19 protein-coding genes are annotated in these 24,167 nt (G+C 57.1%); 16 read left to right on the top strand and 3 right to left on the bottom strand.

Annotation, left to right across the window (positions count from 1 at the left end):
- The first annotated feature begins 3 nt into the window (after positions 1–3).
- From purQ to ilvA, 9 genes are all read left to right on the top strand, one after another.
- Positions 4–693, top strand: coding sequence for a phosphoribosylformylglycinamidine synthase subunit PurQ (purQ, locus tag ACE6ED_RS26955; RefSeq protein ID WP_410830541.1), 690 nt, complete (start codon positions 4–6; stop codon positions 691–693).
- On the top strand, positions 671–2,917 hold the full coding sequence (gene purL, locus ACE6ED_RS26950) for a phosphoribosylformylglycinamidine synthase subunit PurL (protein ID WP_410830540.1): 2,247 nt from the start codon (positions 671–673) through the stop codon (positions 2,915–2,917). The genes purQ and purL overlap by 23 nt, the downstream gene beginning before the upstream one ends.
- Positions 2,902–4,398, top strand: coding sequence for an amidophosphoribosyltransferase (gene purF / locus ACE6ED_RS26945; RefSeq protein ID WP_410830539.1), 1,497 nt, complete (start codon positions 2,902–2,904; stop codon positions 4,396–4,398). The genes purL and purF overlap by 16 nt, the downstream gene beginning before the upstream one ends.
- 609 nt (positions 4,399–5,007) lie before the next feature.
- On the top strand, positions 5,008–6,048 hold the full coding sequence (gene purM / locus ACE6ED_RS26940; protein WP_410830538.1) for a phosphoribosylformylglycinamidine cyclo-ligase: 1,041 nt from the start codon (positions 5,008–5,010) through the stop codon (positions 6,046–6,048).
- Complete coding sequence (gene purN / locus ACE6ED_RS26935; protein ID WP_410830558.1) at positions 6,048–6,677, top strand: phosphoribosylglycinamide formyltransferase; 630 nt, start codon at positions 6,048–6,050, stop codon at positions 6,675–6,677. Before purM ends, purN begins: the two co-directional genes overlap by 1 nt.
- A gap of 1,080 nt (positions 6,678–7,757) precedes the next feature.
- Positions 7,758–9,305 (top strand): bifunctional phosphoribosylaminoimidazolecarboxamide formyltransferase/IMP cyclohydrolase, encoded by a 1,548-nt coding sequence (gene purH / locus ACE6ED_RS26930; RefSeq protein WP_410830537.1) that lies wholly within the window; start codon positions 7,758–7,760, stop codon positions 9,303–9,305.
- A gap of 18 nt (positions 9,306–9,323) precedes the next feature.
- Complete coding sequence (purD, locus tag ACE6ED_RS26925) at positions 9,324–10,592, top strand: phosphoribosylamine--glycine ligase (RefSeq protein WP_410830536.1); 1,269 nt, start codon at positions 9,324–9,326, stop codon at positions 10,590–10,592.
- A 722-nt stretch (positions 10,593–11,314) separates the two neighbouring features.
- Positions 11,315–12,637, top strand: coding sequence for an SEC-C metal-binding domain-containing protein (locus ACE6ED_RS26920; RefSeq protein ID WP_410830535.1), 1,323 nt, complete (start codon positions 11,315–11,317; stop codon positions 12,635–12,637).
- Positions 12,638–13,179: 542 nt separating this feature from the next.
- The gene (ilvA, locus tag ACE6ED_RS26915) at positions 13,180–14,442 is read left to right on the top strand and encodes a threonine ammonia-lyase IlvA (protein ID WP_410830534.1); all 1,263 of its coding nucleotides are present in this window, start codon (positions 13,180–13,182) and stop codon (positions 14,440–14,442) included.
- Between the two features lie 121 nt (positions 14,443–14,563).
- Here ilvA and ACE6ED_RS26910 read toward each other — a convergent pair whose 3' ends face one another.
- Positions 14,564–15,466, bottom strand: coding sequence for a hypothetical protein (locus tag ACE6ED_RS26910; protein ID WP_410830533.1), 903 nt, complete (start codon positions 15,464–15,466; stop codon positions 14,564–14,566).
- Between the two features lie 45 nt (positions 15,467–15,511).
- Positions 15,512–16,174 (bottom strand): DUF1129 family protein, encoded by a 663-nt coding sequence (locus ACE6ED_RS26905; protein WP_410830532.1) that lies wholly within the window; start codon positions 16,172–16,174, stop codon positions 15,512–15,514.
- Positions 16,175–16,434: 260 nt separating this feature from the next.
- On the opposite strand from ACE6ED_RS26905, the gene ACE6ED_RS26900 reads away from it, so the two are divergent.
- The 4 genes from ACE6ED_RS26900 (at position 16,435) to ACE6ED_RS26885 (ending at position 19,898) form a co-directional block, all read left to right on the top strand.
- On the top strand, positions 16,435–16,683 hold the full coding sequence (locus ACE6ED_RS26900; RefSeq protein WP_410830531.1) for a hypothetical protein: 249 nt from the start codon (positions 16,435–16,437) through the stop codon (positions 16,681–16,683).
- Positions 16,684–16,923: 240 nt separating this feature from the next.
- Positions 16,924–17,754 (top strand): alpha/beta hydrolase, encoded by an 831-nt coding sequence (locus ACE6ED_RS26895; RefSeq protein WP_410830530.1) that lies wholly within the window; start codon positions 16,924–16,926, stop codon positions 17,752–17,754.
- A gap of 86 nt (positions 17,755–17,840) precedes the next feature.
- Positions 17,841–18,617 carry a DODA-type extradiol aromatic ring-opening family dioxygenase gene (locus ACE6ED_RS26890; RefSeq protein ID WP_410830529.1) on the top strand — a complete coding sequence of 259 codons (777 nt, stop codon included), beginning with the start codon at positions 17,841–17,843 and terminating at the stop codon, positions 18,615–18,617.
- Positions 18,618–18,788: 171 nt separating this feature from the next.
- Entirely contained in the window at positions 18,789–19,898 is a 1,110-nt protein-coding gene (locus ACE6ED_RS26885) for a DUF3048 domain-containing protein (protein WP_410830528.1), read from the top strand.
- Positions 19,899–20,017: 119 nt separating this feature from the next.
- On the opposite strand, the gene ACE6ED_RS26880 is transcribed toward ACE6ED_RS26885, so the two are convergent.
- Entirely contained in the window at positions 20,018–21,190 is a 1,173-nt protein-coding gene (locus tag ACE6ED_RS26880; protein WP_410830527.1) for a mechanosensitive ion channel family protein, read from the bottom strand.
- Between the two features lie 507 nt (positions 21,191–21,697).
- Between ACE6ED_RS26880 and ACE6ED_RS26875 the strand changes: the two genes are divergently transcribed.
- The 3 genes from ACE6ED_RS26875 (at position 21,698) to ACE6ED_RS26865 (ending at position 23,870) form a co-directional block, all read left to right on the top strand.
- Positions 21,698–22,312 carry a DUF47 domain-containing protein gene (locus tag ACE6ED_RS26875; protein ID WP_410830526.1) on the top strand — a complete coding sequence of 205 codons (615 nt, stop codon included), beginning with the start codon at positions 21,698–21,700 and terminating at the stop codon, positions 22,310–22,312.
- Between the two features lie 14 nt (positions 22,313–22,326).
- Positions 22,327–23,316, top strand: coding sequence for an inorganic phosphate transporter (locus ACE6ED_RS26870; RefSeq protein ID WP_410830525.1), 990 nt, complete (start codon positions 22,327–22,329; stop codon positions 23,314–23,316).
- Positions 23,317–23,639: 323 nt separating this feature from the next.
- A complete protein-coding gene (locus ACE6ED_RS26865) occupies positions 23,640–23,870 on the top strand; it encodes a hypothetical protein (RefSeq protein ID WP_410830524.1) in 231 nt (76 codons plus the stop codon).
- The last annotated feature ends 297 nt before the right edge of the window (positions 23,871–24,167 follow it).

The raw sequence follows: 24,167 nt of genomic DNA, 5'->3' as shown, positions 1-24,167 counted from the left end.
CCGATGAGATTTGCTGTGCTTGTCTTTCCAGGTTCCAACTGCGACATCGACTGTTACAAAGCGGTAGAGGAAACGCTTGGCGAACCGGTGGATTACGTGTGGCACACCGCGACCGACTTGTCCGCGTATGACTGCATCCTCGTGCCCGGCGGTTTCTCTTACGGCGACTACCTGCGCTGCGGCGCCATCTCGCGGTTTGCGCCTGTAATGAATGAAGTGGCTGCGGCTGCTGAACAGGGCAAATACGTGCTTGGCATCTGCAACGGGTTCCAGATTTTGACCGAAGCCGGATTGCTGCCGGGAGCACTGCTCCGCAACAACTCCATGAAATTCCGCTGCCACGATTCGGTGCTTAAGGTTGTTAATAACGAAACACCGTTTACCCAAGAATACGCCAAAGGCGAAGAAATCGTTATTCCGATTGCTCACGGCGAAGGCAACTATTACTGCGACGAAGCTACACTTGAAGAATTGAAGGCGAACAACCAGATCGTCTTTACCTACAGCGACAATCCGAACGGCTCGGTCGCCGATATCGCCGGCGTCTGCAACCGGCGCGGGAATGTGCTCGGCATGATGCCGCACCCGGAACGCGCGGTCAGCAGCCTGCTTGGTTCGGAGGACGGCAAACGCATGTTCACATCGATACTGAAACAATGGAGGGATTCGCATGGCGCAGCAAGTATCCGTTAAGGAACCGACCGCGGAGCAGATCCGTGACCAAAAAATCTACAGCCAGTTCGGCGTGTCGGACAGCGAATACGAGCTGATCTGCTCTTTTATGGAGCGCCTCCCGAATTATACGGAGATCGGTGTATTTAGCGTCATGTGGTCCGAGCACTGCGCGTATAAGAACTCCAAGCCGCTGCTGCGGCGTTTCCCGGTGAGCGGACCCCGCGTCCTGATGGGACCGGGCGAAGGTGCGGGCATTGTGGATATCGGCGACAATCAGGCCGTAGTGTTCAAAATCGAAAGCCATAACCACCCGTCGGCAGTCGAGCCTTACCAGGGCGCGGCTACCGGGGTGGGCGGCATTATCCGCGATATTTTTTCCATGGGTGCAAGACCTGTGGCGCTGTTGAACAGCCTGCGTTTTGGCAAGCTGGAGAGCGACCGGGTTAAATATCTGTTTGAGCATGTCGTCTCCGGCATCGCCGGGTACGGCAACTGCATCGGCATTCCGACGGTTGGCGGCGAAGTGATGTTTGACAACAGCTATGACGGCAACCCGCTTGTGAACGCAATGTGCGTTGGTCTGATCGATCACGACAAAATCCAGCGCGGCGTCGCCAAAGGCGTCGGCAACCCGGTGTTTTATGTTGGACCGCCTACGGGCCGGGACGGCATCCACGGTGCCACCTTTGCGTCGGTTGAGCTGAGCGAGGAGTCGGAAGCGAAGCGGACGGCGGTGCAGGTCGGCGATCCGTTTATGGAGAAGCTGGTGATGGAAGCTTGTCTGGAACTGATCGACAGCGGGATCGTGCTTGGCATTCAGGATATGGGCGCGGCAGGTCTGACCTGCTCCAGCGCCGAGATGGCGAGCAAGGCCGGCAACGGCCTGGAGCTGTATCTCGACCAGGTGCCGCAGCGCGAAGAAGGCATGACGCCTTACGAGATGATGTTGTCCGAATCCCAGGAACGGATGCTGTTTGTTGTTGAGCCGAAGGATGAGGCGCAGGCGATGGAGATTTTTGAACGCTGGGGCGTGATTTGCGCCAAAGTAGGCAAGGTGACCGATGACGGACGCCTGAAGCTGTACCACCACGGCGAGGTTGTCGGCGACATGCCGGTCAACGCGCTTGTGGACGAATGTCCGGTGTACAACAAGCCGTCGGAAGTGCCGGCTTATTATGAAGAAGGTGCGAAGATCGACACGCTGCGTTACGACGAAGTGACCGATCTGGGCGGCGCGCTGCGCAAAGTGCTGGGATCGCCAACCGTGGCCAGCAAGGCATGGGTGTACAACCAGTACGATTACATGGTGCGCACCAGTACGGCGGTACGTCCTGGTTCGGACGCGGCGGTGGTTACGATCCCGGGCACCCGCAAAGGTCTTGCCATGACGACGGACTGCAACGGCAGATATGTGTACCTTGACCCTGAAGTGGGCGGACGGATTGCGGTCAGCGAAGCGGCGCGCAACATTGTCTGCTCGGGCGCCGAGCCGCTGGCGATTACGGATAACCTGAACTTTGGCAGTCCGGAGAAGCCGGATATTTTCTGGCAGATGGAAAAAGCGGTCGACGGGATGGCCGAAGCCTGCCGCGTGCTGGATACGCCGGTTATCGGCGGGAACGTCAGCCTTTACAACGAAAATGCCGACGGCGCGATTTACCCGACGCCGGTTGTGGGCATGGTCGGCCTGGTGCAGGATGTGGATCACATCACCACCCAGGCGTTTAAGCAGGAAGGCGACGCGATCTTGCTACTCGGCGACACGCGGGGCGAGCTTGGCGGCAGCGAATTCCAGTACGCCGTTCACGGCGTAACGGAAGGTCGCCCGCCGGCGCTGGACCTTGCGGCGGAGCGGAAGCTGCTGGACGCGGTGCTTGGCGCCATCCGCGGCGGTCTTGTCCGCTCGGCGCATGACGTGTCGGACGGCGGCCTGGCCGCGGCGCTGGCCGAAAGTGCGATCAGCGGCGGCATTGGCGCGAACGTAACGCTGGCCTCCGGCGGCTTGCGGCCGGATGTGGCGCTGTTCAGCGAAAGCCAGTCGCGTATCGTACTGACGGCTGCGCCGGATCAGGCGGAAGCCCTCCGCGCAGCAATTGAGGCAGCGGGCGTGCCGGTGCAGGTGATCGGCACCGTCGGCGGTGAGCGGCTGCGTGTGGAGATTGACGGGAAGCCGGCCCTTGACGAGCCGGTAGGCGAGCTGAAATCCGTGTGGGAGGATGCCATTCCATGTCTTATGCAATGAAGACCGGGAACAAGCAGACGGAGCCCCGCCTGTGGACCGGCGACTATTATAACGAAGGTACGGTCTCGGGCGATATTTTTGATACCTTGAAGGAAGAATGCGGCGTTTTCGGGGTCTTCGGACACCCGGATGCCGCTTCCATGTCTTATTACGGGCTGCACGCCCTGCAGCACCGCGGAGAAGAAAGCGCGGGGATCTGTGTGGCGGACGGCTCGAATTTTAATTATCACCGCGGTATGGGCCTCGTAAAAGAAGTGTTCGACAAAGACCGCATCGCTTCGCTTGTCGGAAATATGTCGATCGGGCATGTGCGCTATTCGACAAGCGGGGACAGCCGGCTGACGAACGCCCAGCCGCTGGTGTTCAAGTACCGGGACGGCGATCTGGCGATTGCCACCAACGGCAATATCGTCAACGAGCCGGGGATCCGGCGGCAGCTGGAGCAAAGCGGTTCGATTTTTCAGACCACCAGCGACACGGAGGTGCTGGCGCATTTGATTGCCCGGTCGCCGAAGGATTTTGTCGAAGCGGCCAAGGAGGCGCTGCGGCAGCTGGTCGGCGGCTTTGCATTCCTTTTGATGACGAACGACAAAATGCTGGTCGCTTCCGATCCCAACGGCCTGCGGCCGCTGGTGATGGGACGCATTGGCGGCGCGTACGTGTTCGCGTCGGAGTCCTGCGCGCTGGAGACGATTGGCGCGGAGCTTGTGCGCGATATTGAGCCGGGCGAGCTGCTGGTGCTGGATGCGGACGGGCTGTACGAAGACCGCTTTACTGAGCCGCAGCGGAAGGCGCTGTGCGCGATGGAATACATTTATTTTGCCCGGCCGGACAGCGATTTGAACGGCTCCAATCTGCACTCCGCCCGCAAGCGGATGGGCAGCCGCCTCGCGATTGAGGCGTTTGTGGATGCTGACATCGTGACCGGGGTGCCGGATTCGAGTATCTCCGCCGCCATCGGCTATGCGGAGCAGACCGGCATTCCGTACGAGCTGGGGCTGATCAAAAACAAATATACAGGCCGGACGTTTATCCAGCCGAGCCAGGAGCTGCGCGAGCAGGGCGTAAAAATGAAGCTGAGCGCCGTCCGCCGCGTGGTGGAAGGCCAGCGTGTCGTCATGATCGACGATTCGATTGTCCGCGGCACCACGTCGCGCCGGATCGTTAACCTGCTGCGCGAAGCGGGCGCGGTCGAAGTGCATGTGCGGATTACGTCGCCGCCCTTCAAAAATCCCTGCTTTTACGGCATCGACACGCCGGACCGGCGCGAGCTGATCGCTTCCCGCCAGTCAATCGAGGAGATGTGCCGCGAGATTAACGCGGACTCGCTCTCCTTCCTGTCGCCGGAGGGGCTGATCGCCTCCATCGGCGGCAATAACATTGGCGACTACAAAGGCGGGTTGTGCCTGTCGTGCTTCGATAACGATTACCCGACGCAGGTGGATTTTGGCGGGGAGGAGAAGGAAGGGTGCGGATGCTAGGGGGATCAACCCCCTAACTCCCCCTTTATAAGGGGGACCCCGGAGGGCCAGCCCTCCGGCCACCCGGAAGGTTGTCGCGAACGGCAGTGTTCAACTTTGGGGTGGAACAACCCCCTAACTCCCCCTTTATAAGGGGGACCCCGAAGGGCCAGCCCTCCGGCCACCCGAAAGGTTGTCGCGAACGGCAGTGTTCAACTTGCTAATCGGCTTTGGGTGCGGATGCTCGCTTGCCGTCCCTGTCGGGACCCGCTTTACGGCGCAAATGGCCCGGCGGCGCAATGCTTGCCGGGCTAGCAGCGGCTGTTAGCTTGACGCAAAGGCGCCGGGGGCTGTTGCTCTGCAATGCGCCCCCAAAAGCGGTCGGCTGTTTGCTTAACGCAAAGGCGCCGGGGGCTATTGCTCTGCAATGCGCCCCCAAAAAGCGAGCGGCTATTGCTCCGCAATACGCCCCTAAAAGCGTGGGCTATTGCCATCGCAATACGCCAAAAACACGCGGCCGCACGCCGGAAAGCTATACCTGTTTGCTGAGCTGTACGATCGTTTTTTGCTTAACAGACGAAGCAGATCCTAAAGGGGTCATCCCTTATTACTTGAAACGAGGTGTCACGAGTGTCGGAAGCGTACAAAAAGGCCGGAGTGGACATTGCGGCCGGCAATGAAGCGGTAGAACGGATGAAAAAACACGTGAAGCGCACGTACCGTCCCGAGGTCATGACGGATCTGGGCGGCTTCGGCGCGCTGTTCGGTCTGGACAAAAGCAAGTACGAAGAACCGGTGCTGGTGTCCGGCACGGACGGCGTCGGCACGAAGCTGAAGCTCGCTTTTGCAGCGGACCGCCACGACACGATCGGCATCGACGCGGTGGCCATGTGCGTAAACGATATCGTTGTGCAGGGAGCGGAGCCGCTTTTTTTCCTCGATTATCTGGCCTGCGATAAGGTAGTGCCGGAAAAAATCGAAGCGATCGTATCGGGCATCGCCGAAGGCTGCCACCAGGCGGGCTGCGCGCTGATCGGCGGCGAGACGGCCGAAATGCCGGGCATGTACGCGGAAGGCGAATATGACATCGCGGGTTTTACGGTCGGTGTAGCCGACAAGGCAAAGCTGATCACCGGAGCGGACATCGCTCCTGGCGACGTCGTTATTGGCCTCGCGTCGAGCGGAGTGCACAGCAACGGATTTTCGCTGGTGCGTAAGCTGCTGCTGGAAGAAGGCGGATACGCGCTGGATGCGGTGCTGCCGGAGCTTGGCAAACCGCTGGCGGACGTGCTGTTGGCGCCAACGAAGATTTATGTGAAGCCGCTGCTCGGGCTGCTGGAGCAGGTGAAGGTAAAAGGGATGGCCCACATCACGGGCGGCGGATTTATCGAAAATATTCCGCGCGTGCTGCCGGACGGGGTCGATGTCGAAATTGAGCACGGAACTTGGCCGGTCCTGCCGGTGTTTGAGCTGCTGCAGCGCCAAGGCAGCGTGTCGAACCGCGATATGTTCACTACCTTTAATATGGGCATCGGCCTGGTGCTTGTTGTCGAAGCCGCCGAGGCGGAACGCGCGCTTGCGCTGCTGAAGGAAGCAGGCGAGGACGCTTACCTGATCGGCCGGGTGACGGAAGGAGAACGTAAGGTAGTCTTCAAGGGAATCGAGGTGTGATGCCGATGAACCGGATCGCTGTGTTTGCCTCGGGTACAGGCGGCAACTTCCAGGCGCTCGTTGATGCGCAGCGGGAAGGGCGGCTTGGCGGCGGTACAATCGAACTGCTCGTCACGGACAAGCCGGAAGCGCGGGTAACGGAGCGGGCGAAGACAGCGGGGGTTCCTTGTCTGGCCCTTCGTCCAAAAGATTTCGCCGACCGCGCGGCTTACGAACGCGAGATTGTGGCGGAGCTTAAGCGCCGGGAAATCGGCCTGGTGGTGCTTGCCGGGTACATGCGTCTGATCACCCCGGTGCTGCTGGAACCGTATGCCGGTAAGATCGTGAACATTCACCCGTCGCTGCTCCCTGCGTTTCCGGGCAAGGATGCCGTTGGACAGGCGTTGGAATATGGCGTGAAGCTGACTGGCGTTACGGTTCATTTTGTCGATGGAGGCATGGATACCGGACCTGTGATTGCCCAGCAAAGTGTACCCGTCAAGGAAGACGATACGCATGAGTTGTTGTCGGCCCGCATTCATGAGGTCGAGCACGTGCTGTATCCTGAAGTGGTTGCGGCGCTTGCCGCTGGACGGGTGCGGCTGGATGGGCGAAAAACTTTTTTGGCTGAAAATAGGGAATCGGTATAGCCTAAGGGCTGGCGGGCCGCAACCGCTTCTGTGGCGTCTGTTCACTGGAGGCTCGTTCGTAACAGGGACTTGCGGCTGCTTGTAAAAAGGGAGCCGAGGAAGATGCGGCAGACACTCGCAATTCGCAGAATTTGTGAGCAACGGACATCCGCAGCAGTTGTGTCGAATCCGCTCCTGGCGCGGCCGCCACGGAATGACGCCATCTTTTATTTCTCGGGAAATAGCGTGAGATGAGGCGGAAGCTGCCGGATGGCGCAAAACGTGGCGGACAGAAGGGAACAAATTAAGCGTGGTAACGTTTTGTGCATTGTAAACTGCCGAATTTAGGCAGTGGAATGATTCGTTCTCGAAAAGTCCGCGGTCCTCAGGATGCCCGGATATCTGGGCGAAAGGGATGGCGAATAAGTTACGGTAGCGGAGCGCGGTACGGCAGCTAAGTTGATTGCAGGACGGATCGTCAGCGATAGTTTCGGTATTTGCCCCGCTATTTAGCGGACGTTTTGAAATACAGCCCAGCGGAGGCGGCATGGAGGCAATTTGATTATAGGCTGGAGCGTCAGCGATATTTTTGGAATGCTCCTCTATTTTCGGACGTTTTGAAATACAGCCCAGCGGAGGCGGCACGGAGGCAATTTGATTATAGGCTGGAGCATCAGCGATATTTTCGGTATATGCTCCTCTATTTTCGGAAGGTTTGAAATACAGCCCAGCGGAGGCGGCACGGAGGCAATTTGGAACTGCAGGAGCGGAGCGTTCGCCTTTATTTTCGGATTTCCCCCGCTGAGTAGAATATAAGAAATCCGAAAATAACAGCGACCGAAAGTCCAAATTCGCCGCAGTGACGCCGCAGCTCCTCTGTATTCTAATACCCAACGTAAATAGACCGACCCGAAAATAACAGCGACTGAAAGTCCAAATTCGCCGCAGTAACGCCGCAGCTCCTCTGTATTTCTTATGGGCCACCTTTTGTTATAGCGGAGGCCCCACTCGAAATGGCGGCTCGGATTCACCCGTCAGACATCTGCACTTCCTAGTGCAGCCTACTGAACAATATCACAAATACGGAGGAGGATTTTCAAAGTGAGTATCAGAAGAGCGCTGGTCAGCGTATCGGATAAGCAGGGCATCGTGGAGTTTTGCCGGGAATTATCCCAGTTGGGCGTAGAAATTATTTCGACAGGCGGAACCAGCACCCTGCTGGCAAAAGAAGGCGTGCCGGTAATCGGGATCTCCGATGTAACGGGTTTCCCCGAGATCATGGACGGCCGCGTCAAAACGCTGCATCCCGCCGTACACAGCGGCCTGCTTGCGGTACGCGATAACGAGGAGCACATCCGGCAGATGGAAGAGCTGGGGCTGGGCTACATCGATCTGGTGGTCGTGAATCTGTATCCGTTCGCGCAAACTATTGCTAAGCCGGATGTGTCCTACGAAGAAGCTATCGAGAACATCGACATTGGCGGTCCGACGATGCTGCGCTCTGCGGCCAAAAACCATGCGTTTGTCAGCGTAGTGGTCGACGCAGGCGATTACGGCACGGTACTTGAGGAAATCCGCAGCGGCGGCGATACGACGCTGGAGACACGCAAGCGGCTGGCGGCCAAGGTGTTCCGTCATACGGCTGCTTACGATGCGCTCATCTCCGATTATTTGTCCCAGGTGACGGGCGATCCGCTGCCGGAGCGTCTGACGGTAACTTACGAGAAAATCCAGGACCTGCGCTACGGCGAAAATCCGCATCAAAAAGCGGCGTTCTACCGCAAACCGCTGGCTGCTACCGATACGCTGACTGGGGCCGAGCAGCTGCACGGCAAGGAGCTGTCCTACAACAACATTAACGACGCCAACGCGGCGCTGCAGATCGTCAAAGAATTTGACGAACCGGCCGTTGTGGCGGTCAAGCATATGAATCCATGCGGCGTGGGCGTGGGCGAAAGTGTTTACGCAGCCTACAAAAAAGCGTACGACGCCGACCCGACCTCCATTTTTGGCGGCATTGTCGCAGCGAACCGGATCATCGACGCGGATACGGCCAATCTGCTGAAGGAGATTTTCCTGGAGATCATTTTGGCGCCGGGCTTCACGGAGGAAGCGCTGGAGATTTTGACGAAGAAAAAGAACATCCGTCTGCTCCGGATCGGCCACATTGGTGCGGCGGCTGAGCGCAAGAGCAGTTATGTCGTCACCTCCATTGACGGCGGCATGATCGTGCAGGAAAGCGACGTGCATTCCCTGAATCCCGACGAGCTGCAGGTGGTAACGGACCGGCAGCCGACGCCGGAAGAACTGAAGCAGCTGCTGTTCGGCTGGAAGGTCGTTAAACATGTGAAATCGAATGCCATCGTGCTGGCTGCGGACGACATGACGGTCGGAGTAGGCGCAGGGCAGATGAACCGGGTTGGCGCAGCACGGATCGCGATTGAACAGGCGGGAGAAAAGGCGAAGGGCGCGGTGCTGGCATCCGATGCGTTTTTCCCGATGGGCGATACGCTTGAGCTGGCAGCAAAAGCCGGCATCACGGCTGTCATCCAGCCGGGCGGTTCGATCAAGGACGAGGAGTCGATCAAGGTCGCGAACGAACACGGCATCGCCATGGTCTTTACCGGCGTTCGGCACTTCAAACACTAGGAAGCGGAGGCAAGGAGCATGGATATTTTGGTCATCGGCGGAGGCGGCCGGGAGCATGCGATTATCTGGAGTTTGTCAAAAAGCCCGAAAGCGGGCCGGATTTATTGCGCGCCTGGCAATGCCGGGATCGCGCAGCTGGCCGAATGCGTTCCGATCGGCGTGTTTGAATTCGACAAGCTGACGGCGTTTGCCAAGGAACGGAACGTCGGTCTTGTTGTGGTCGGCCCCGATGATCCGCTGGCGGCGGGAATCGTGGACGCTTTTGAAGCGGTGGGGCTGCCGGTGTTTGGTCCCCGGAAAAATGCGGCGGAAATCGAAGGCAGCAAGACCTTTATGAAGGATCTGCTGCACAAATACGGAATACCCACGGCAGCATACCGCAAGTTTGACGACTACGAGGAGGCGCTGGCTTATCTTCGCTCGCAGCAGGCTCCGATCGTGATCAAAGCCGACGGGCTGGCGGCGGGCAAAGGCGTAACGGTTGCCCGCACGATGCCGGAAGCCGAAGCCGCGCTTGCCGACATTATGGTGTCGAAGGTGTTCGGCGAAGCGGGCAGCCAGGTGGTCATCGAGGAGTTTTTGGAAGGCCAGGAGATGTCGATTCTGGCGTTTGTCGACGGGGAGACGGTCCGCCCGATGCCGGCGGCCCAGGATCACAAGCCGGTTTATGACGGCGACCTGGGTCCCAATACAGGCGGAATGGGTACTTACTCGCCGCTCCCGCACATTGACGGCGCGATTATTCAGGAAGCGGTGGAGACGATTATCCGGCCGACGGCCCGTGCGCTTGTGGCGGAGGGACGGCCGTTCACGGGAGTGCTGTTTGCAGGGCTTATGATATCGCCGGACGGCAAGCCAAAGACAATTGAGTTCAATGCCCGGTTCGGCGATCCGGAGACCCAGGTTGTGCTGCCGCGGCTGCGCACCGATCTGCTGGAGATTTTTCTTGCCGCAGTGGAAGGCCGGCTTGCGGATGTCGAAATCGATTGGAGCGATGAAGCGGCTGTATGCGTAATCCTCGCTTCAGAGGGATATCCGGGCAGCTACCCGAAAGGCCTGCCGATTACAGGGCTGGAACCGTCGGAGGCGCTGGTGTTTCATGCCGGTACGGCCCGGGACGCGGAGGGCAGGCTCGTTACCGCAGGCGGGCGGGTGCTGGGCGTTGTTGGACTGGGGCCGGACATTGCGGAAGCGCGCGCTGCGGCTTACCGTGAGGTGGAGATGATTCATTTTGCAGGGAAGCAGAGCCGGACCGATATAGCAGCCAAGGCGTTGATCGCCAAGTAACCGGGGGAAATTGGGTAAACGGGGAATCCGGAGAAACCGGAAAAACCGGAAAAGCCCGAGAATCCGGAAAAGCCCGAGAATCCGGAAAAGCCCGGGAATCCGGAAAAGCCCGGGAATCCGAAGAAGCAGGAGAAACCAGAGAACGCCAGGAAACTCGGATAACCCGGAAAACCTGGAAATTCGGGTTTGAAACGCCCCAAATCTATTTTCGTGTATTCGCCCAATAATTGAAAAAAATGTTGTAATAAGTCCCAAAAAAAGACTGACAAGCGCCCCGCTCAATGCTATAATACAATTCGTACGGGGGAACAAGTACGGAAACAGATAGATAGAATGAAGGGCCTTTCCTGCAGAGGGAAGGCCTTTTTTCACCGTGTATGAAGGCATAAATGCTTGCAGCTCCGCGGTTTACCGGTTTTCTCAAGCCCCAGGTCACCAGCCCGGAAACGTAAAGCAGCCTGCTGGGGCCTTCCCATCGGAAACATGCGCATCCTGCTCAACTGAGCGGGGAAATGCTGTCTATGCGAGCGGGAGCTGAGAGTTGAACCGGGAAGACGCTTATCAAAACGGCTAGAGTGATGTAAAATAGCAACAGACTGCTAGTACGCTTGTTACGAGTTATTTTTGGGGAAAATACGGCATGACCGAATAACGGATCTGCCTGATCTCCTGAATGGAGCAGTGTACTGCATGGGTTGTCATAGTGTAAGGAGGACGAATGAATGAACAAGCCCGGACGGAACGATCCTTGTCCCTGCGGGAGCGGTAATAAATACAAGCGGTGCTGCCTGGAGAAGGATACCGCCGCTCAACGCACCTATATGCAACTGGTTGGAAGCGGTGCCCCGGCGGCGCCGCAGCCGATGAGCCGGGTGGTCGGCTATGTGGTGGATCCGCAGCAAGAGGCCGTGCAGGAAGAAGAGCCGAAGAAAGTGACGCTTGCCGGACTGAAGAAGATGGTGAACCGCGAGCTGGAATGGCCGCAGCCGGCCCATCAGGAGACCGCCCTTCAACTGATTGAGGGGATGAAAGACGAAACCGAACGCGAGCTGATCGGTTATGCGCTTACCCTTTGGCATGACTACTGCATCTCGGCGAACCCGGTTGTCCGCAAACCGGGCGCATTTTGTGCGGCGGTGGAGTACCTGGTGTCGGAGCAGCTCGGCTTTGGACTCACCCAAAGCGGATTGGCGGCAAAATACGGCGTTTCGGCAGGAACGGTATCCGCCAGATTCCAGGATTTGATTAACTACGACGACGATGACTTGGGCGCCATGCTTGCAGACGGTGATGCCGAAGCGCATTATGCGTCGGGCAGTGCTTCCCGGGCGGAAGCTGCCGCGCTGCTGTTCCGGGCTTTTCAGGAAACGTCCCCCGAACAACGGGCCGAACTCGCGAGAGAAGCGATCCGGCTGCACCCGGATTGTCCGGAAGCCTATCTGGTGCTGGCGGAGAACCAAACGGATCAGGCTGAAGTGCGCAGTCTGCTGAAGCAGGGTGTAGAAGCCGGGGAACGGGAGCTTGGCCGGGAGTTTTTTGAACAGTATACCGGGCATTTCTGGGGAGCCCCGGAGACGCGTCCTTACATGCAGATCAAAATGCATTACGCGCAGACGTGCTGGATGGGCGGCGAAGCCGAAGAGGCGGAACGCCAGCTTGAGCAGATGCTGGAGTTGAACCCGCATGACAATCACGGAGCACGTTATCTCCTGGCTGCCGTTTATCTGTACCGCCGGCGTTTGGACCGGGCCGAGGAGCTGCTTCAGCGTTACAACGAAGAAGGTTCGGCCGCATGGGCTTTTGACAGGCTGGTGCTTGAATATCTTAAGCGGGGAACCTCCTCCAGCCTTAAAATGATGTACCGGGTCGCTGTGGCCGCGAATTCCCATATCCCGGATTATCTGTGCGACCGCAAGCCTCTTCCGCTCGAACTGCCGGATGCGGTGGGCTTCGGCGATGAAGACGAAGCGGTTGAATATGTGCTGCACCGTCTGCCGCTGTGGTCGGGACTTCAGGACCTGATCGAGTGGATGAAAAAGCAATAGAGCAGCAGGCATTAGCAGTAATAGCAGCGATTAGACTCAAGAAATAGCTGGAAAGCGGCGGCAATAATAGCAGCAAAAGTTGTAGCAGCAAAAACAGCAGCAAACCCAAAGCAGCCGGTGTTCGTGCTCCGGTCTGCCGCCTCAGGAATGCACTCGTTCTTTTTATATACCAAGTCCAAGCGCTGGCATTCGGCGTTTGGGCTTTTTTTGTGTGTGCTTGGATCCCATTGCTTGGACCCCATTATGGTACATAGGTCATATGCGGGTTACAACAAGCCTTCGGAGCTATACCTTACATCTTTTTGAACGGAGGGTATGGATTTCCATTGATTAAGTTGTATTTAGTGCCGGATGCAGAATCCAGTGGTTGGCAGCTGATCCACGGGGCTTGCCAACCCGGCGGCGGGGGAGTATGGTACTATATAGATTGAACGTTTGAGACGGCGGCCGGGTCCGCCGTCCTTCCAATACCCAGAAACCGCTAGACCCCGGCCGGCTTGGCAGGCTTGGGATGCACCAGCGAATGAAGCGAGGAGACAGAAATGAGAGAAGGCGACAACCGGATTGTAGGAATGGAAGATATCGTCCGGGCCCACCACAGGCTGCGTGAAGTGATTGTCCGGACGCCGCTGCAGCGGGATGATGTGTTGTCCGCACGGTATGAATGCAATGTTTATTTGAAACGCGAGGATCTGCAGGTTGTCCGCTCCTTCAAAATCCGGGGCGCTTACAATATGATCCGCAGCTTGTCCCAGGAAGAGCGGGCCAAAGGAATTGTCTGCGCGAGCGCGGGCAATCATGCACAGGGCGTAGCATTTTCCTGCCATGCGCTTGGCATTGAAGGCAAGGTGTACATGCCTAGCACAACGCCTAACCAGAAGGTCAAGCAGGTCAAGCGTTTCGGCGGCAAACATGTCGAGGTAGTGCTGACCGGCGACACTTTTGACGATGCGTATGACGAAGCGATGAAGGCGTGCATCGAGCAAGGCATGACGCTGATTCATCCTTTTGACGAACCGATGATTATTGCGGGCAACGGCACAATCGGGATGGAGGTTATGGAGTCCCTGGACCAGCCGGCCGATTTGGTATTTGTCACGATTGGCGGCGGCGGTCTTGCGGCAGGCGTTGCCACTTACGTGAAGACGGTAAGCCCATCCACCCGCGTGATTGGCGTGGAGCCGCTCGGAGCGGCTTCGATGAGCGCGGCGATGGAGCAGGGCGGCGTCGTCACACTGGAGCAGATGGACAAGTTTGTGGACGGAGCGGCGGTCAAACGCGTCGGCGGCCTGACGTACGATATCTGCGCCCGTTATCTGGACGATATCGTCAAGGTGCCCGAGGGGAAAGCCTGCACGACGATTTTGTCCCTCTATAATGAAAATGCGATTGTTGTCGAGCCGGCAGGCTCCCTGCCCGTAGCAGCGCTCGACATGTACCGGGAGCAGATCAAGGGCAAAACCGTTGTCTGTATTGTCAGCGGCGGCAACAACGATATCGACCGGATGCAGGAGATCAAGGAACGGTCCCTGATCTACGAAGGGCTTAAGCATTACTTTATTGTGAATTTCCCGCAGCGCGCCGGCGCCTTGCGTGAATTCCTGGAGGATGTGCTGGGACCGGACGATGACATTACCCGGTTCGAATACACCAAAAAGAACGACAAGGAAAACGGCCCCGCTCTGGTAGGCATCGAGCTGCTCTCGAAAGAGAATTATGGACCGCTGATCGAGCGGATGAATCAGAAAGGCGTCGACTATCAGGAAATCAATAAAGACTCCAATCTGTTCAGCCTGCTGATCTGACGGGCGAGTTAAAAAGAAACAGCCTCCGCGCTTTTTGGCGGAGGCTGTTTTGGTGTGTGCGCACGGGCAATATTCCTCTGTGGAGAGCACCATTCCTCATTTAATCGTTATGAGGATGGAGCTAGCTTTTGGGAGTATGCTCCTTGCGGTAGCTTTCGACGGCATCGTCCAGCTTGTAGCCGTTGTCTGCCAATAGGCCCATGAACCCTTTCAGCACCCGGAGGTACTCGCTGTCCGCATTGCTGCCGGAGATCGCCTGCAGGTAAGCTTTTTCGGCTTCCAGGTCCATTTCCTGGTTGTCATAGTGAAAAAGCGGTGTATTGTTCAAGCCGTACAGCGTGTAATCCAGGTAGCGGCTGTAAATCGCTTTGACCTGGGCGGTTCGGTTGGACTTTGGATGGGTCCGGATAAATTTCTCCTGCGTCCGCGCCCGCTCCGTTACTTCGGTCCAGGCGATGACGAGACCGTTGTCTTTTGCCGGCGGATGTGCAGCTTCCACGGCCATGACGGCCAAATAGTCTTTGATGTCAGCCGTCACATACGGTTTGAATTTCAAGTAGGCATCATAGTCGATTACCGGAAAAATACTGCCTTCCGCCGTCTCCGGCTTGTACCCGCTGACATGGGCGGAAAGAAGCAGGGTGCGCTGGCTTGTATTCTGCAGGCCTTCGGCAAGGTCGGCGAAGCTGTCTCCCGGCTTGTAACGTCCGGAGATTTGCCGCTGAAGCGACGGGTCTGCAAGCCGTTTCTCCCAGCCCGGGAGGCCGGCCTTGTGCAGGTTCTCCAGCCGCAGCACCATCATGGTTGCCTGGTATGGCGTAACGGCGTAGATTTTGCGCGACAGATAGACGATTGCATCCGGCAGCTTGCCGGAAGAGGACAGCAGCGGCAAAAAAGCCTGGTAGACCGCTTCGGAATGGCTGGCGGTAACCGCCGGTTTGGCCGGAGCCGCAGAGACGCCGCCGGTTTGCAGGGCAAGGATCAGGGATAGAGCCGCCATAGGCAGCCCGCGCTTCATTGTCATCGTCAGTGCCTCCATCCATCCTTCATTCGACTGCGGAAAAAGACGTTATTTACGCCGGAAAAACACCATATATCCAATGGATCCTGCAACAAAAATGCCGATGGCCACCCAAGGTGACAAGGGAATGACCGGAAGCAGCCTGTCCAAAAACAGGCCTGCTACAATAACGGCGACCGCTGCGCCGATATAGAGGCCCAGCGCTTTGATATTAAACTTGCCCGGAAGCGGACGGTCCTGCTCCGGTGCGCCCGCCATCCATTTCATCAGCAGCTCGATCAGCACAATGGAGCCGCCGCCTATGACGATCAGGGTGAACACGCTGATCCGTCCAAAGACGCCGGGATCGCCCGTGGCCCAAACAGCGGCTAAGCCCGCTGCGCCCAATGCTCCGAATAGCAGGGTTAAGGCAATCCAGGAAATCATGATATATTGGGAGGTTTTGCTGCGGGCCAGGCGCGGGGGAACGCTGTTGATTACGTCCCGGAAGTGGGCCAGTGGATCATCGCCAAATAGCTGGCGGGCATCCATTCCGCGTTCCTGCGCTTCCAGCAGATCATGGGCCGCCTGCAGCAGCAGTTCCTCCGTCTTTACGGGATCGACCGGGCTTTCTCTGAGCTGGATAATCATATCTTCCAGATAAGATCGGTTGTCAGGGGTAAGACGCTCGCGGAGGCGGTTGTTTTCTTGGATCATTTCTTTGACTTTCATTAGAACGGGCTGTGCCTCCTGTTCCTCAAATGGGATTCAAATTAACTATAGCCCGGACGCCGGGGAAAGCGCAAGCGGCCAGCACCGGCCTTTAGCCCGGGAAGATTGGTGAGCTTTGGCGCTGTCTCCCTGAAGAATGGGCACTTGAAACTGTCTCCCCGAAAGAATCGTGCCTAAACGCTGCCGATTGTGTATAAATGCACGAAGTCCGCCCACACTAGAGAGCGGGTACGATTTGAGAAAAAGGGAGTGTGCAGCCAATGGATCAGCACAGTGGACAGCGGGCCGACGGAGGCCTGCAGATCCGGGACGTTAATATGGCCGTCGGTATGGAGACGCCTGAGAACACGGACGCGTTTTCGAATTCGAATACGAACTCGAATTCGAATGAGGATTGCCCGGCGGGAAGCAGCCTTTGGGAATGCGCTCCAGGCGCGCCGGAGGAATGGCTGAACGGCTGGGAAGGACGGATGGAAACGCACAGCATGTTCCGCCACAGCTACGAATAGGCTAGCCGAATTTCCCCGGCGGCGGCAGCCGGCTCCCTGCTGGAACGGCGCCGCTGCCGGAATCCCTTCTTGATCATCCCCCGGCCGCAGCGGCATCCGCCCTGCGGTTCTTCATTGCCCGAATCCGGCGGGGAATATTGACACCCGGCAAGGGGGACGTTAAGATAGAATTGTATATCATAGTAATTTAATCGGAATAATAAATTTAATGATTTTCATATAGCCAAGGGGGAAAAAACCATGGAACGGAACATCACCATCCGGTATCGTGATTACGATTTGACGGCCAGTCTGCATTACCCGGCGAAGGAGCCGGGAGGAAGCGGGCGCTGCCGCAACCGGGTGCCGCTGGCTGTCATTTGTCACGGCTTCGTCGGCAGCCGGATTGGTGTGGACCGTCTGTTCGTCAAAGCGGCCCGCGAGCTCGCTGCGGAGGGGACGCTGGTTATCCGGTTCGATTATGCGGGCTGCGGGGAGAGCGGAGGCGACTACGGCGCCGAAGGCCTGGAGTCGATGATTGAGCAGACCCGGGCCGTTCTTGGATACGGCCTCGGGTGCGCAGACATCGACCCGCAGCGGGTGACGCTGATCGGGCACAGCCTTGGCGGCGCGGTAGCGCTGCTGACTGCCGTGCGCGACCGCCGCGTCAAGAACCTGGTGCTGTGGGCGGCGGTTGGTTATCCTTTTAACGATATCGTCAAGATTGTCGGCATGAACACGTACGAAGCGTCGGTAAAGGACGGAAGCGCGGATCATGTGGGCTATTCGTTTACCCCGGCTTATTTCCATTCTCTGGCGGAGTTTCAGCCCTTCCAGGAAGCATCGAAATTCGGCGGCGATGTGCTGGTCATTCACGGCACAGCCGATGAAATCATACCGGTCGATTACGCATCGCTTTATCAGCAGCACTTCTGGAACCGGCAGGAGGGCCGGTGCGATAAGGAGATTATTTTTCAGGGAAACCACACGTTTTCGTCCGGTCCGGTGCAGGAGCAGCTGTTCCGGCGTACCCGGGAATGGCTGAACGAACGCGAGCAGGTGCAGCAGGAGTGGCAAAACTGGATGATTTAGCCCTTGGCCTGGCGATTCGCATTGCAGGGGAATAAGGGGTAAAATAGAAGGGCACGCCACTAACTCGGTTTGGAGGTTGGCATCCGATGAAATTACCCGCATTTTTTATCGCACACGGTTCGCCGCTGCTTGCCGTCGAGGACAACGAGTATACCCGTTTCCTGGAACGGCTGGGCCAAGACCTTCCGACGCCTCGCGGCATTGTTGTATTCTCGGCCCACTGGGACAGCCCCGAGCAGCTGCTGACCGTGGATAACGAGCATGGAACGATGCATGATTTCTATGGATTTCCCGAAGAACTGTACGAGATGTCTTATCCGGCGCCGGGCAGCCCGGAGCTCAGCCGGAGAATTGAAAGGCTGTTCAAGGACAATAACCTGCCGCATCAGCCGGTGCTCGGGCGGGGGCTCGATCACGGAGTATGGGTGATTTTGAGCAAGCTGTATCCGAAGGCGGACATTCCCGTCGTTGCGCTCTCCGTCGATTCGCTCCGTTCGCCGGAAGAACAATATGAGATCGGACGGATGCTGTCGCCGCTCCGGGAGGAAGGCATCCTCATCATCGGCAGCGGCGGGCTGGTTCATAATTTGCGGCTGCTTGGTGAAAGCGACCGCCCTGAAGAGTGGGCGCTTGAATTCGACGGCTGGATTGCGGAGCAGCTGGAATCGTGGAAGCTGGACCGGCTGTTCCGGTATGAGCTGGAAGCGCCGCAAGCCCGGCAGGCGGTGCCGTCGTATGGCAGAGAGCATTTTGTTCCGCTGTTCTACGCGATGGGCACTGCGGATACAGGCAGACAAGCGCAGCGGATGATTCAGGCTTATCAATACGGGACGCTGAGTCTTAACTGCTGGATGTTTGATTAAAATTGCATCATGCGTTAATTGCTATAAGTAAGCCGTGTTGGCCGTCCCATGAACCCTGCGGGGTTCAAGGGGAGGGCCTTTTTGCTTGCCGCGGCTCAGGATTGATTCAAGACAAACCGGGGCGGTCTGTGATTAAATGGTAGAAGAACCGTTAAGGAGGATTTGCCTTTTATGAACGTTAGACCGCCCGTCACCCGTCTCGTCAGCCTGGCGCTTGCAGCCCCGCTGCTGCTGACCGCCTGCGGCGCCGGAGAAGAAAGCGCCCCCGCTCCCGCTCCGCTGCCGTCCCCGTCGCCTGCTGTAACCGCTACCGCCACGAGTGCGCCTTCTCCCTCGCCGGTTCCGTCTCAAGGTCCGGTTTCGGGCTTGACCGGACTGCCGCTGACGGAGCTGCCCGCACCGCGTCCGCTGGCGGTCATGATCAACAACGCGCCGGCCGCACGGCCGCAGTCGGGGATCAGCGAAGCTGATCTGCTGTACGAGGTGCTGGCCGAGGGCGGCATTACCCGGCTGATCGGGATTTTTCAGAGCCGGAGCGGCGGTCCGCAGATCGGGCCTGTGCGCAGCATCCGGCCTTATCTGATTGATATCGGAGAGAGCTACGGCGGTGTGCTCGTACATGCGGGCGGCAGTCCCGCCGCATACGCGCTGATCCAGTCCGGCGGCAAACCCGATATGGATGAGATCGGCCGGGCCGGGGCGTACTTTTGGCGGGAAAAGGACCGCAAAGCGCCGCATAATCTATACACCAACGCGGCAAAATTGCGGGAAGGAGCGGACAAGCTCGGGTATGCGGCCCAGGTTAAGGTTCCGGCTTATACCTTCGCCGCTCCGGAAGAAGCGCCTCCGGCGGGCGGAACACTGGCTGCGGGATTCAGCGTAAGGTTTCTGCTGGAGAGCTATAACGTGGGTTACAGCTACAACGCCGACAGCCGGACCTATGTCCGTTCGATGAACGGCAAGCCGCATCTCGACCGGAGCAGCAGCGCCCCTGTCGAGGCCGCAAATGTCATCGTGCTTGGCGCCGATCACAAGGTGCTGGACGACGTCGGCCGCCTGTCGGTCGGCCTGGAGCTTGGCGGCAAAGCGCTGCTGTTCCAGCGCGGACAAGTTGTCGAAGGCAAATGGTCCCGGCGTCCGGGCGATGCCATCCGGTTTATCCGGGACGGCAAAGAGGCCGCCCTTTATCCGGGGACGACCCACTTTTTGATCGTGCCAAACGATCCGGCGTTCGACAGCCATGTAACGATAGGCGGCGCAAAAAGCGGGGAGGGCGCTTAGCCGCCCTCCTGTGAGAATGCCGGAAAGCTAGTATCGGGGCTGGAATCGGCGATGGGGGCCGCGGAAACGACGCTAGACCTATTGCGTGGAAGTACGATGCCCAAGCGTCGCTTCCGTACTCACCCCTCCGGCTCCGTCCGGCTCTCCGCCCTGATCCAGCCCGCAGCCCCAGTCCCAGCAGAGCCGCCGTTTCCCCCAGGCATGCCTTCCGCACCAGCGAACATTCCGCTTTCCGCATCCAGCACAACCCGCCGGGCCGGCATCGCAAGCCCTACGCCTTCCTCGCGCAGCACCCGCAGGATCATCAAATTAATCTCCTGCAGCGTCTCCAAATACTCCGCCCAAACCGTCGTTGTCGTGAAGCAGTTAAACAGCAGCTTCAGGCTGCCGCTGCCGAAGGCGTTGAACTTGACCTGGACGCTTTTTGCATCAATGCCTGCATTGTCCTCTACTTCACGCTGCATTCGCTCCACTGCCCTGCGCAGATGGTCCGGATCGGCATCTATCGCCACCTCCAGATTAAAATTGATCCGCCGGTGCCCCATCTCGCTCCAGTTTGTAATCGACTGGTCAGACAATTTGGCGTTCGGAATGATCACTAGCGAATCGTCAAACGTGCGGATTTTGGTGCTCCGAAACGTAATGTCTTCCACAATCCCTTCGGTTTCGGGCGTCTTGATCCAGTCTCCCCGGACAAAAGGCTTTTCCACAATCAGCACCACGCCGCCAAAAATATTGCCCAGCGTATCCTGGGCCGCAAGCGCAATCGCAAGACTCCCAAGCCCCATGCCGGCAACAACCCCGTTTACGTTAAATCCCCATTCGGAAGCGATGGCCGCCAGCGTCAGCAGCACAAGCATAATCCGCAGGAATCGCGACAGGAACGGGATCAGCATACTGGTGCTGTCCAGCCCGAACCGCCGGCCCACACCCTCAATCAGAACCGAAGAAGACGACGACAGATTATAGAGCGCCCAGCCGATAACCAGAATCGTGAGACTCCGGAAAATCGGGATCGTCCACAGCCAGCTTCCCCACAAGCCTCCGGCAAAATACCGCAAGGACACATACGCCCCAATGATCAGCAGCAGAAAACGCAGCGGCTTGTTCAGCGCCTCCAGCACCGTCACAATCCCGTGAAAGCGGGTGAATTTGCGCAGCGCAAATGCGTACATGTACCGGATGAACAGCGTCCGCAGCAAAAGAAACAACAAAAAGATGCCCAGCGCGACGGCGGCATCCAGCCAGCGAAAATTCCCGATCCAATGCGTAAAACGTTCGGTAATCGACATGAAGCAGGTTCCTCCTTTGGCAAAAAAACGTCGGGATGGAATCGGGGGTCTCAAAAAAAACAAGTCATTGTTACATACCCGAATGCGGCGCTGCCGAAAAACAGTTCCGGATGCCAACGCCCGTTTGGCCCAAAAAAGGCAGCAATCGGGCTAAGGGAGTTGGGCTTCTTCACGGCTGAACAATGGGGCGGGTGATGCAGAGCTTTTTTGACAGAATAAGACGAAATCAGGTGTAGGTTCGCCCGACATGGGTATCCTTACAGTAGAGGAATGGAAGGATACAGAATCCCCCATTTGTTCCGGGGACTGCAAATTATGCGGAAAAAGCAAATTTTTTGTAAACAGAATGTTAAGGGAATGTCAAAAAAAGCAGACCTGACGCTTCATTCCCTCTTGTGGATGTGTTAAGATAACAAGGGTTGTCATTCATTTTCATTACATTCTCTTTACATTTTGGATGACGCCGCACGGTTCCACGGGCAATTATACGTAAAGGGGTCTTGGATAATGAAGTTGAAGAGAAAAGACATTTTCTTTGAAACGCTGGAGAATATGGCCGACACCATCGTGCAGGCGGCTGATTATTTTGCCAAGCATATTGCGGATCTGGGCGATTTGGAAACGTTCGCCGGAGAGATGAAGAAATACGAGTCCCAATGCGATACGTACACGCATACGGTCATCACTGAGCTGAACAAGACGTTTATCACGCCGCTGGAACGCGACGATATTATGGACCTGATTACAAGCATGGATGATGTGATCGACGGTCTGGAGGCGTCTGCTTCCCGTTTTTACATGTACAACCTGCGGGAGCCTGACGAGTACATTGTGCAGTTCGCCGAGATTCTGCGCCAATCGTCTTATGAGATTCAAAAAGCCGTCCATCTGCTGTCCCAGAAGAAGCTGCTGGCCATCCGCGAATATACGATCCGTCTGAACGACCTGGAGAACCAGGGCGATGAAATTTTGCGGATCTGCACGAAGGACCTGTTCGAAAAAGTCAAAGACCCCATTGAGCTGATTAAGCGCAAGGAGCTGTACGAACGGCTGGAGACGACAACGGACAAGTGCGAGGACGTCGCCAACATGCTGGAATCGATCATTATGCGCAACTCGTAAGGGGCTAGAAGAACATGGAGACATCACTATTTGTACTTGGCATTGTCATTTTCCTAGCCCTGGCGTTCGATTTTATAAACGGTTTCCACGATACGGCCAACGCGATTGCGACCTCCGTGTCCACGCGGGCGCTGCCTCCCCGGACGGCCATCATTATGGCTGCATTTATGAACTTCCTGGGAGCCATGCTGTTTACCGGTGTCGCTAAAAAAATCGGCGGCAGCATCGCGGACCCGACCACGCTCGATAACGGGATTGAGATTATCATCGCTACGCTTATTGCGGCGATTGCCTGGAACCTGATCACCTGGTGGTTCGGCATTCCTTCATCGTCGTCTCACGCGCTGATCGGCGCGCTAGCCGGAGCGGTCTACGTGGGCGCCGGTACGGATCACGTGAAATGGAGCGGTTTTATCGAGATCGTGGAAGGCCTGATTTTCTCGCCGTTGATTGCGTTTGCCATCGGTTATGTCGTGATGATGATCCTCAAATGGATTTTCGCCCGGCGGAGTCCGCATACGGTCAACAAGGGCTTCCGTACAATGCAGATTGTTACTGCGGCCTTCCAGTCCTTCACGCACGGCACCAACGATGCGCAAAAAGCGATGGGTATCATCACGTTTGCGCTCGTCACTTCGGGCCGGCTGGACACGATGGAGGTTCCGCTGTGGGTTAAGATCTCTGCAGCAACTGCTATGGCGCTCGGTACCTCAATCGGCGGCTGGAAGATTATCAAGACGATGGGCACCAAGATTTTTAAAATCGAGCCGATCAACGGATTTGCGGCGGATGTTTCCGCGGCATCGGTTATTTTTACGGCCACCCTGCTGCATCTGCCGGTCAGTACAACGCACGCCATTACGTCCGCTATTTTGGGCGTAGGCTCCGCTAAGCGGTTTTCCGCTGTCAAATGGGGCGTTGCGGGCCGGATCGTCGTCACCTGGTTTATCACCATTCCGATTAGCGCCGTGCTTGCCGGTCTAATTTTCAAAGTGCTGTTCTAATTGGACTTACTTCATATAGCGAACCCCAAATGTCTTTGGCCTATTGGCCGGAGGCATTTTTTTATTTTCTTCGCATGACGCCTGCCGGGTGCAGCTGGTGCTGACTGGTGGGGAAAGGAGCAGAGGGGGGCCGAACTTGGACTTGGAAGGTAAAGTCCTGTATAGGATGAACTGAAGAAATACGGGTGGGGTGGAGCTGTATGGGTGGCGAATCTGTACGTATGGCGGAACTGTCCCTGTGGTGAAGCCTGTCCATATGTGGAATTGCCACTGAGGCGGAGCTGTCCCTATGGTGGAGCTGCCCATATGGTGGAGCTGCCCATATGGTGGAGCTGCCGCTGTGGTGGATTTGGCCGTGTGGAGGAATTGGCATTGCGCCGATTTGGACTGCGGTCTGCTATTTGTTATTACTCAACTTTCGCAGCTGGAAAAATGGCATAGACCCTTGGGTGAGTAAGCAAAATCCAATAGATTTACTTGTATTTACAAAAAACACCTCACTTGTTAGGGATTGTGGTAATGCGACCAACCATGTCAACAAGAAAGGTACGTAACTCTACGTTACAGCAACATTCCCTGCCTGAACCCAGTCTCGCCTTTTCCAAACTTTGGGGGCGTTTTGAAGCAGCTTTGCATTGTCCTCCCCTATGACTTTCTTGCCGGACTCAGGGTACCCTATTTGCTGCCTTATTCAGCGTTTTGGCAAAGAGACGGACTCAGTGCAGCTAGAATAAAAAGTGGACACCCGTTAACGGACAGAAGGATAATAAGACTAACGGAGGTGTGTCCACATGGGGGAACAACGGCAACGCTACAATGAAGAATTTAAAAAGCAAACGGTGAAGTTTATT

The organism is Paenibacillus nanchangensis (assembly GCF_046543445.1).
Classification (GTDB): Bacteria; Bacillota; Bacilli; order Paenibacillales; family Paenibacillaceae; genus Paenibacillus_AQ; species Paenibacillus_AQ nanchangensis.
The sequence above is the reverse complement of the archived record's forward strand: the minus strand, read 5'-3'. Positions and strand labels throughout refer to the sequence as shown.

Bases quoted from the DNA above. Each gene is read 5' to 3' on its own strand.
- purQ (WP_410830541.1), top strand. From the start codon at position 4: ATGAGATTTGCTGTGCTTGTCTTTCCAGGTTCCAACTGCGACATCGAC.
- purL (WP_410830540.1), top strand. From the start codon at position 671: ATGGCGCAGCAAGTATCCGTTAAGGAACCGACCGCGGAGCAGATCCGT.
- purF (WP_410830539.1), top strand. From the start codon at position 2,902: ATGTCTTATGCAATGAAGACCGGGAACAAGCAGACGGAGCCCCGCCTG.
- purN (WP_410830558.1), top strand. From the start codon at position 6,048: ATGCCGATGAACCGGATCGCTGTGTTTGCCTCGGGTACAGGCGGCAAC.
- purD (WP_410830536.1), top strand. From the start codon at position 9,324: ATGGATATTTTGGTCATCGGCGGAGGCGGCCGGGAGCATGCGATTATC.
- ACE6ED_RS26920 (WP_410830535.1), top strand. From the start codon at position 11,315: ATGAACAAGCCCGGACGGAACGATCCTTGTCCCTGCGGGAGCGGTAAT.
- ilvA (WP_410830534.1), top strand. From the start codon at position 13,180: ATGAGAGAAGGCGACAACCGGATTGTAGGAATGGAAGATATCGTCCGG.
- ACE6ED_RS26910 (WP_410830533.1), bottom strand. From the start codon at position 15,466: ATGACAATGAAGCGCGGGCTGCCTATGGCGGCTCTATCCCTGATCCTT.
- ACE6ED_RS26905 (WP_410830532.1), bottom strand. From the start codon at position 16,174: ATGAAAGTCAAAGAAATGATCCAAGAAAACAACCGCCTCCGCGAGCGT.
- ACE6ED_RS26900 (WP_410830531.1), top strand. From the start codon at position 16,435: ATGGATCAGCACAGTGGACAGCGGGCCGACGGAGGCCTGCAGATCCGG.
- ACE6ED_RS26895 (WP_410830530.1), top strand. From the start codon at position 16,924: ATGGAACGGAACATCACCATCCGGTATCGTGATTACGATTTGACGGCC.
- ACE6ED_RS26890 (WP_410830529.1), top strand. From the start codon at position 17,841: ATGAAATTACCCGCATTTTTTATCGCACACGGTTCGCCGCTGCTTGCC.
- ACE6ED_RS26885 (WP_410830528.1), top strand. From the start codon at position 18,789: ATGAACGTTAGACCGCCCGTCACCCGTCTCGTCAGCCTGGCGCTTGCA.
- ACE6ED_RS26880 (WP_410830527.1), bottom strand. From the start codon at position 21,190: ATGTCGATTACCGAACGTTTTACGCATTGGATCGGGAATTTTCGCTGG.
- ACE6ED_RS26875 (WP_410830526.1), top strand. From the start codon at position 21,698: ATGAAGTTGAAGAGAAAAGACATTTTCTTTGAAACGCTGGAGAATATG.
- ACE6ED_RS26870 (WP_410830525.1), top strand. From the start codon at position 22,327: ATGGAGACATCACTATTTGTACTTGGCATTGTCATTTTCCTAGCCCTG.
- ACE6ED_RS26865 (WP_410830524.1), top strand. From the start codon at position 23,640: ATGGTGGAGCTGCCGCTGTGGTGGATTTGGCCGTGTGGAGGAATTGGC.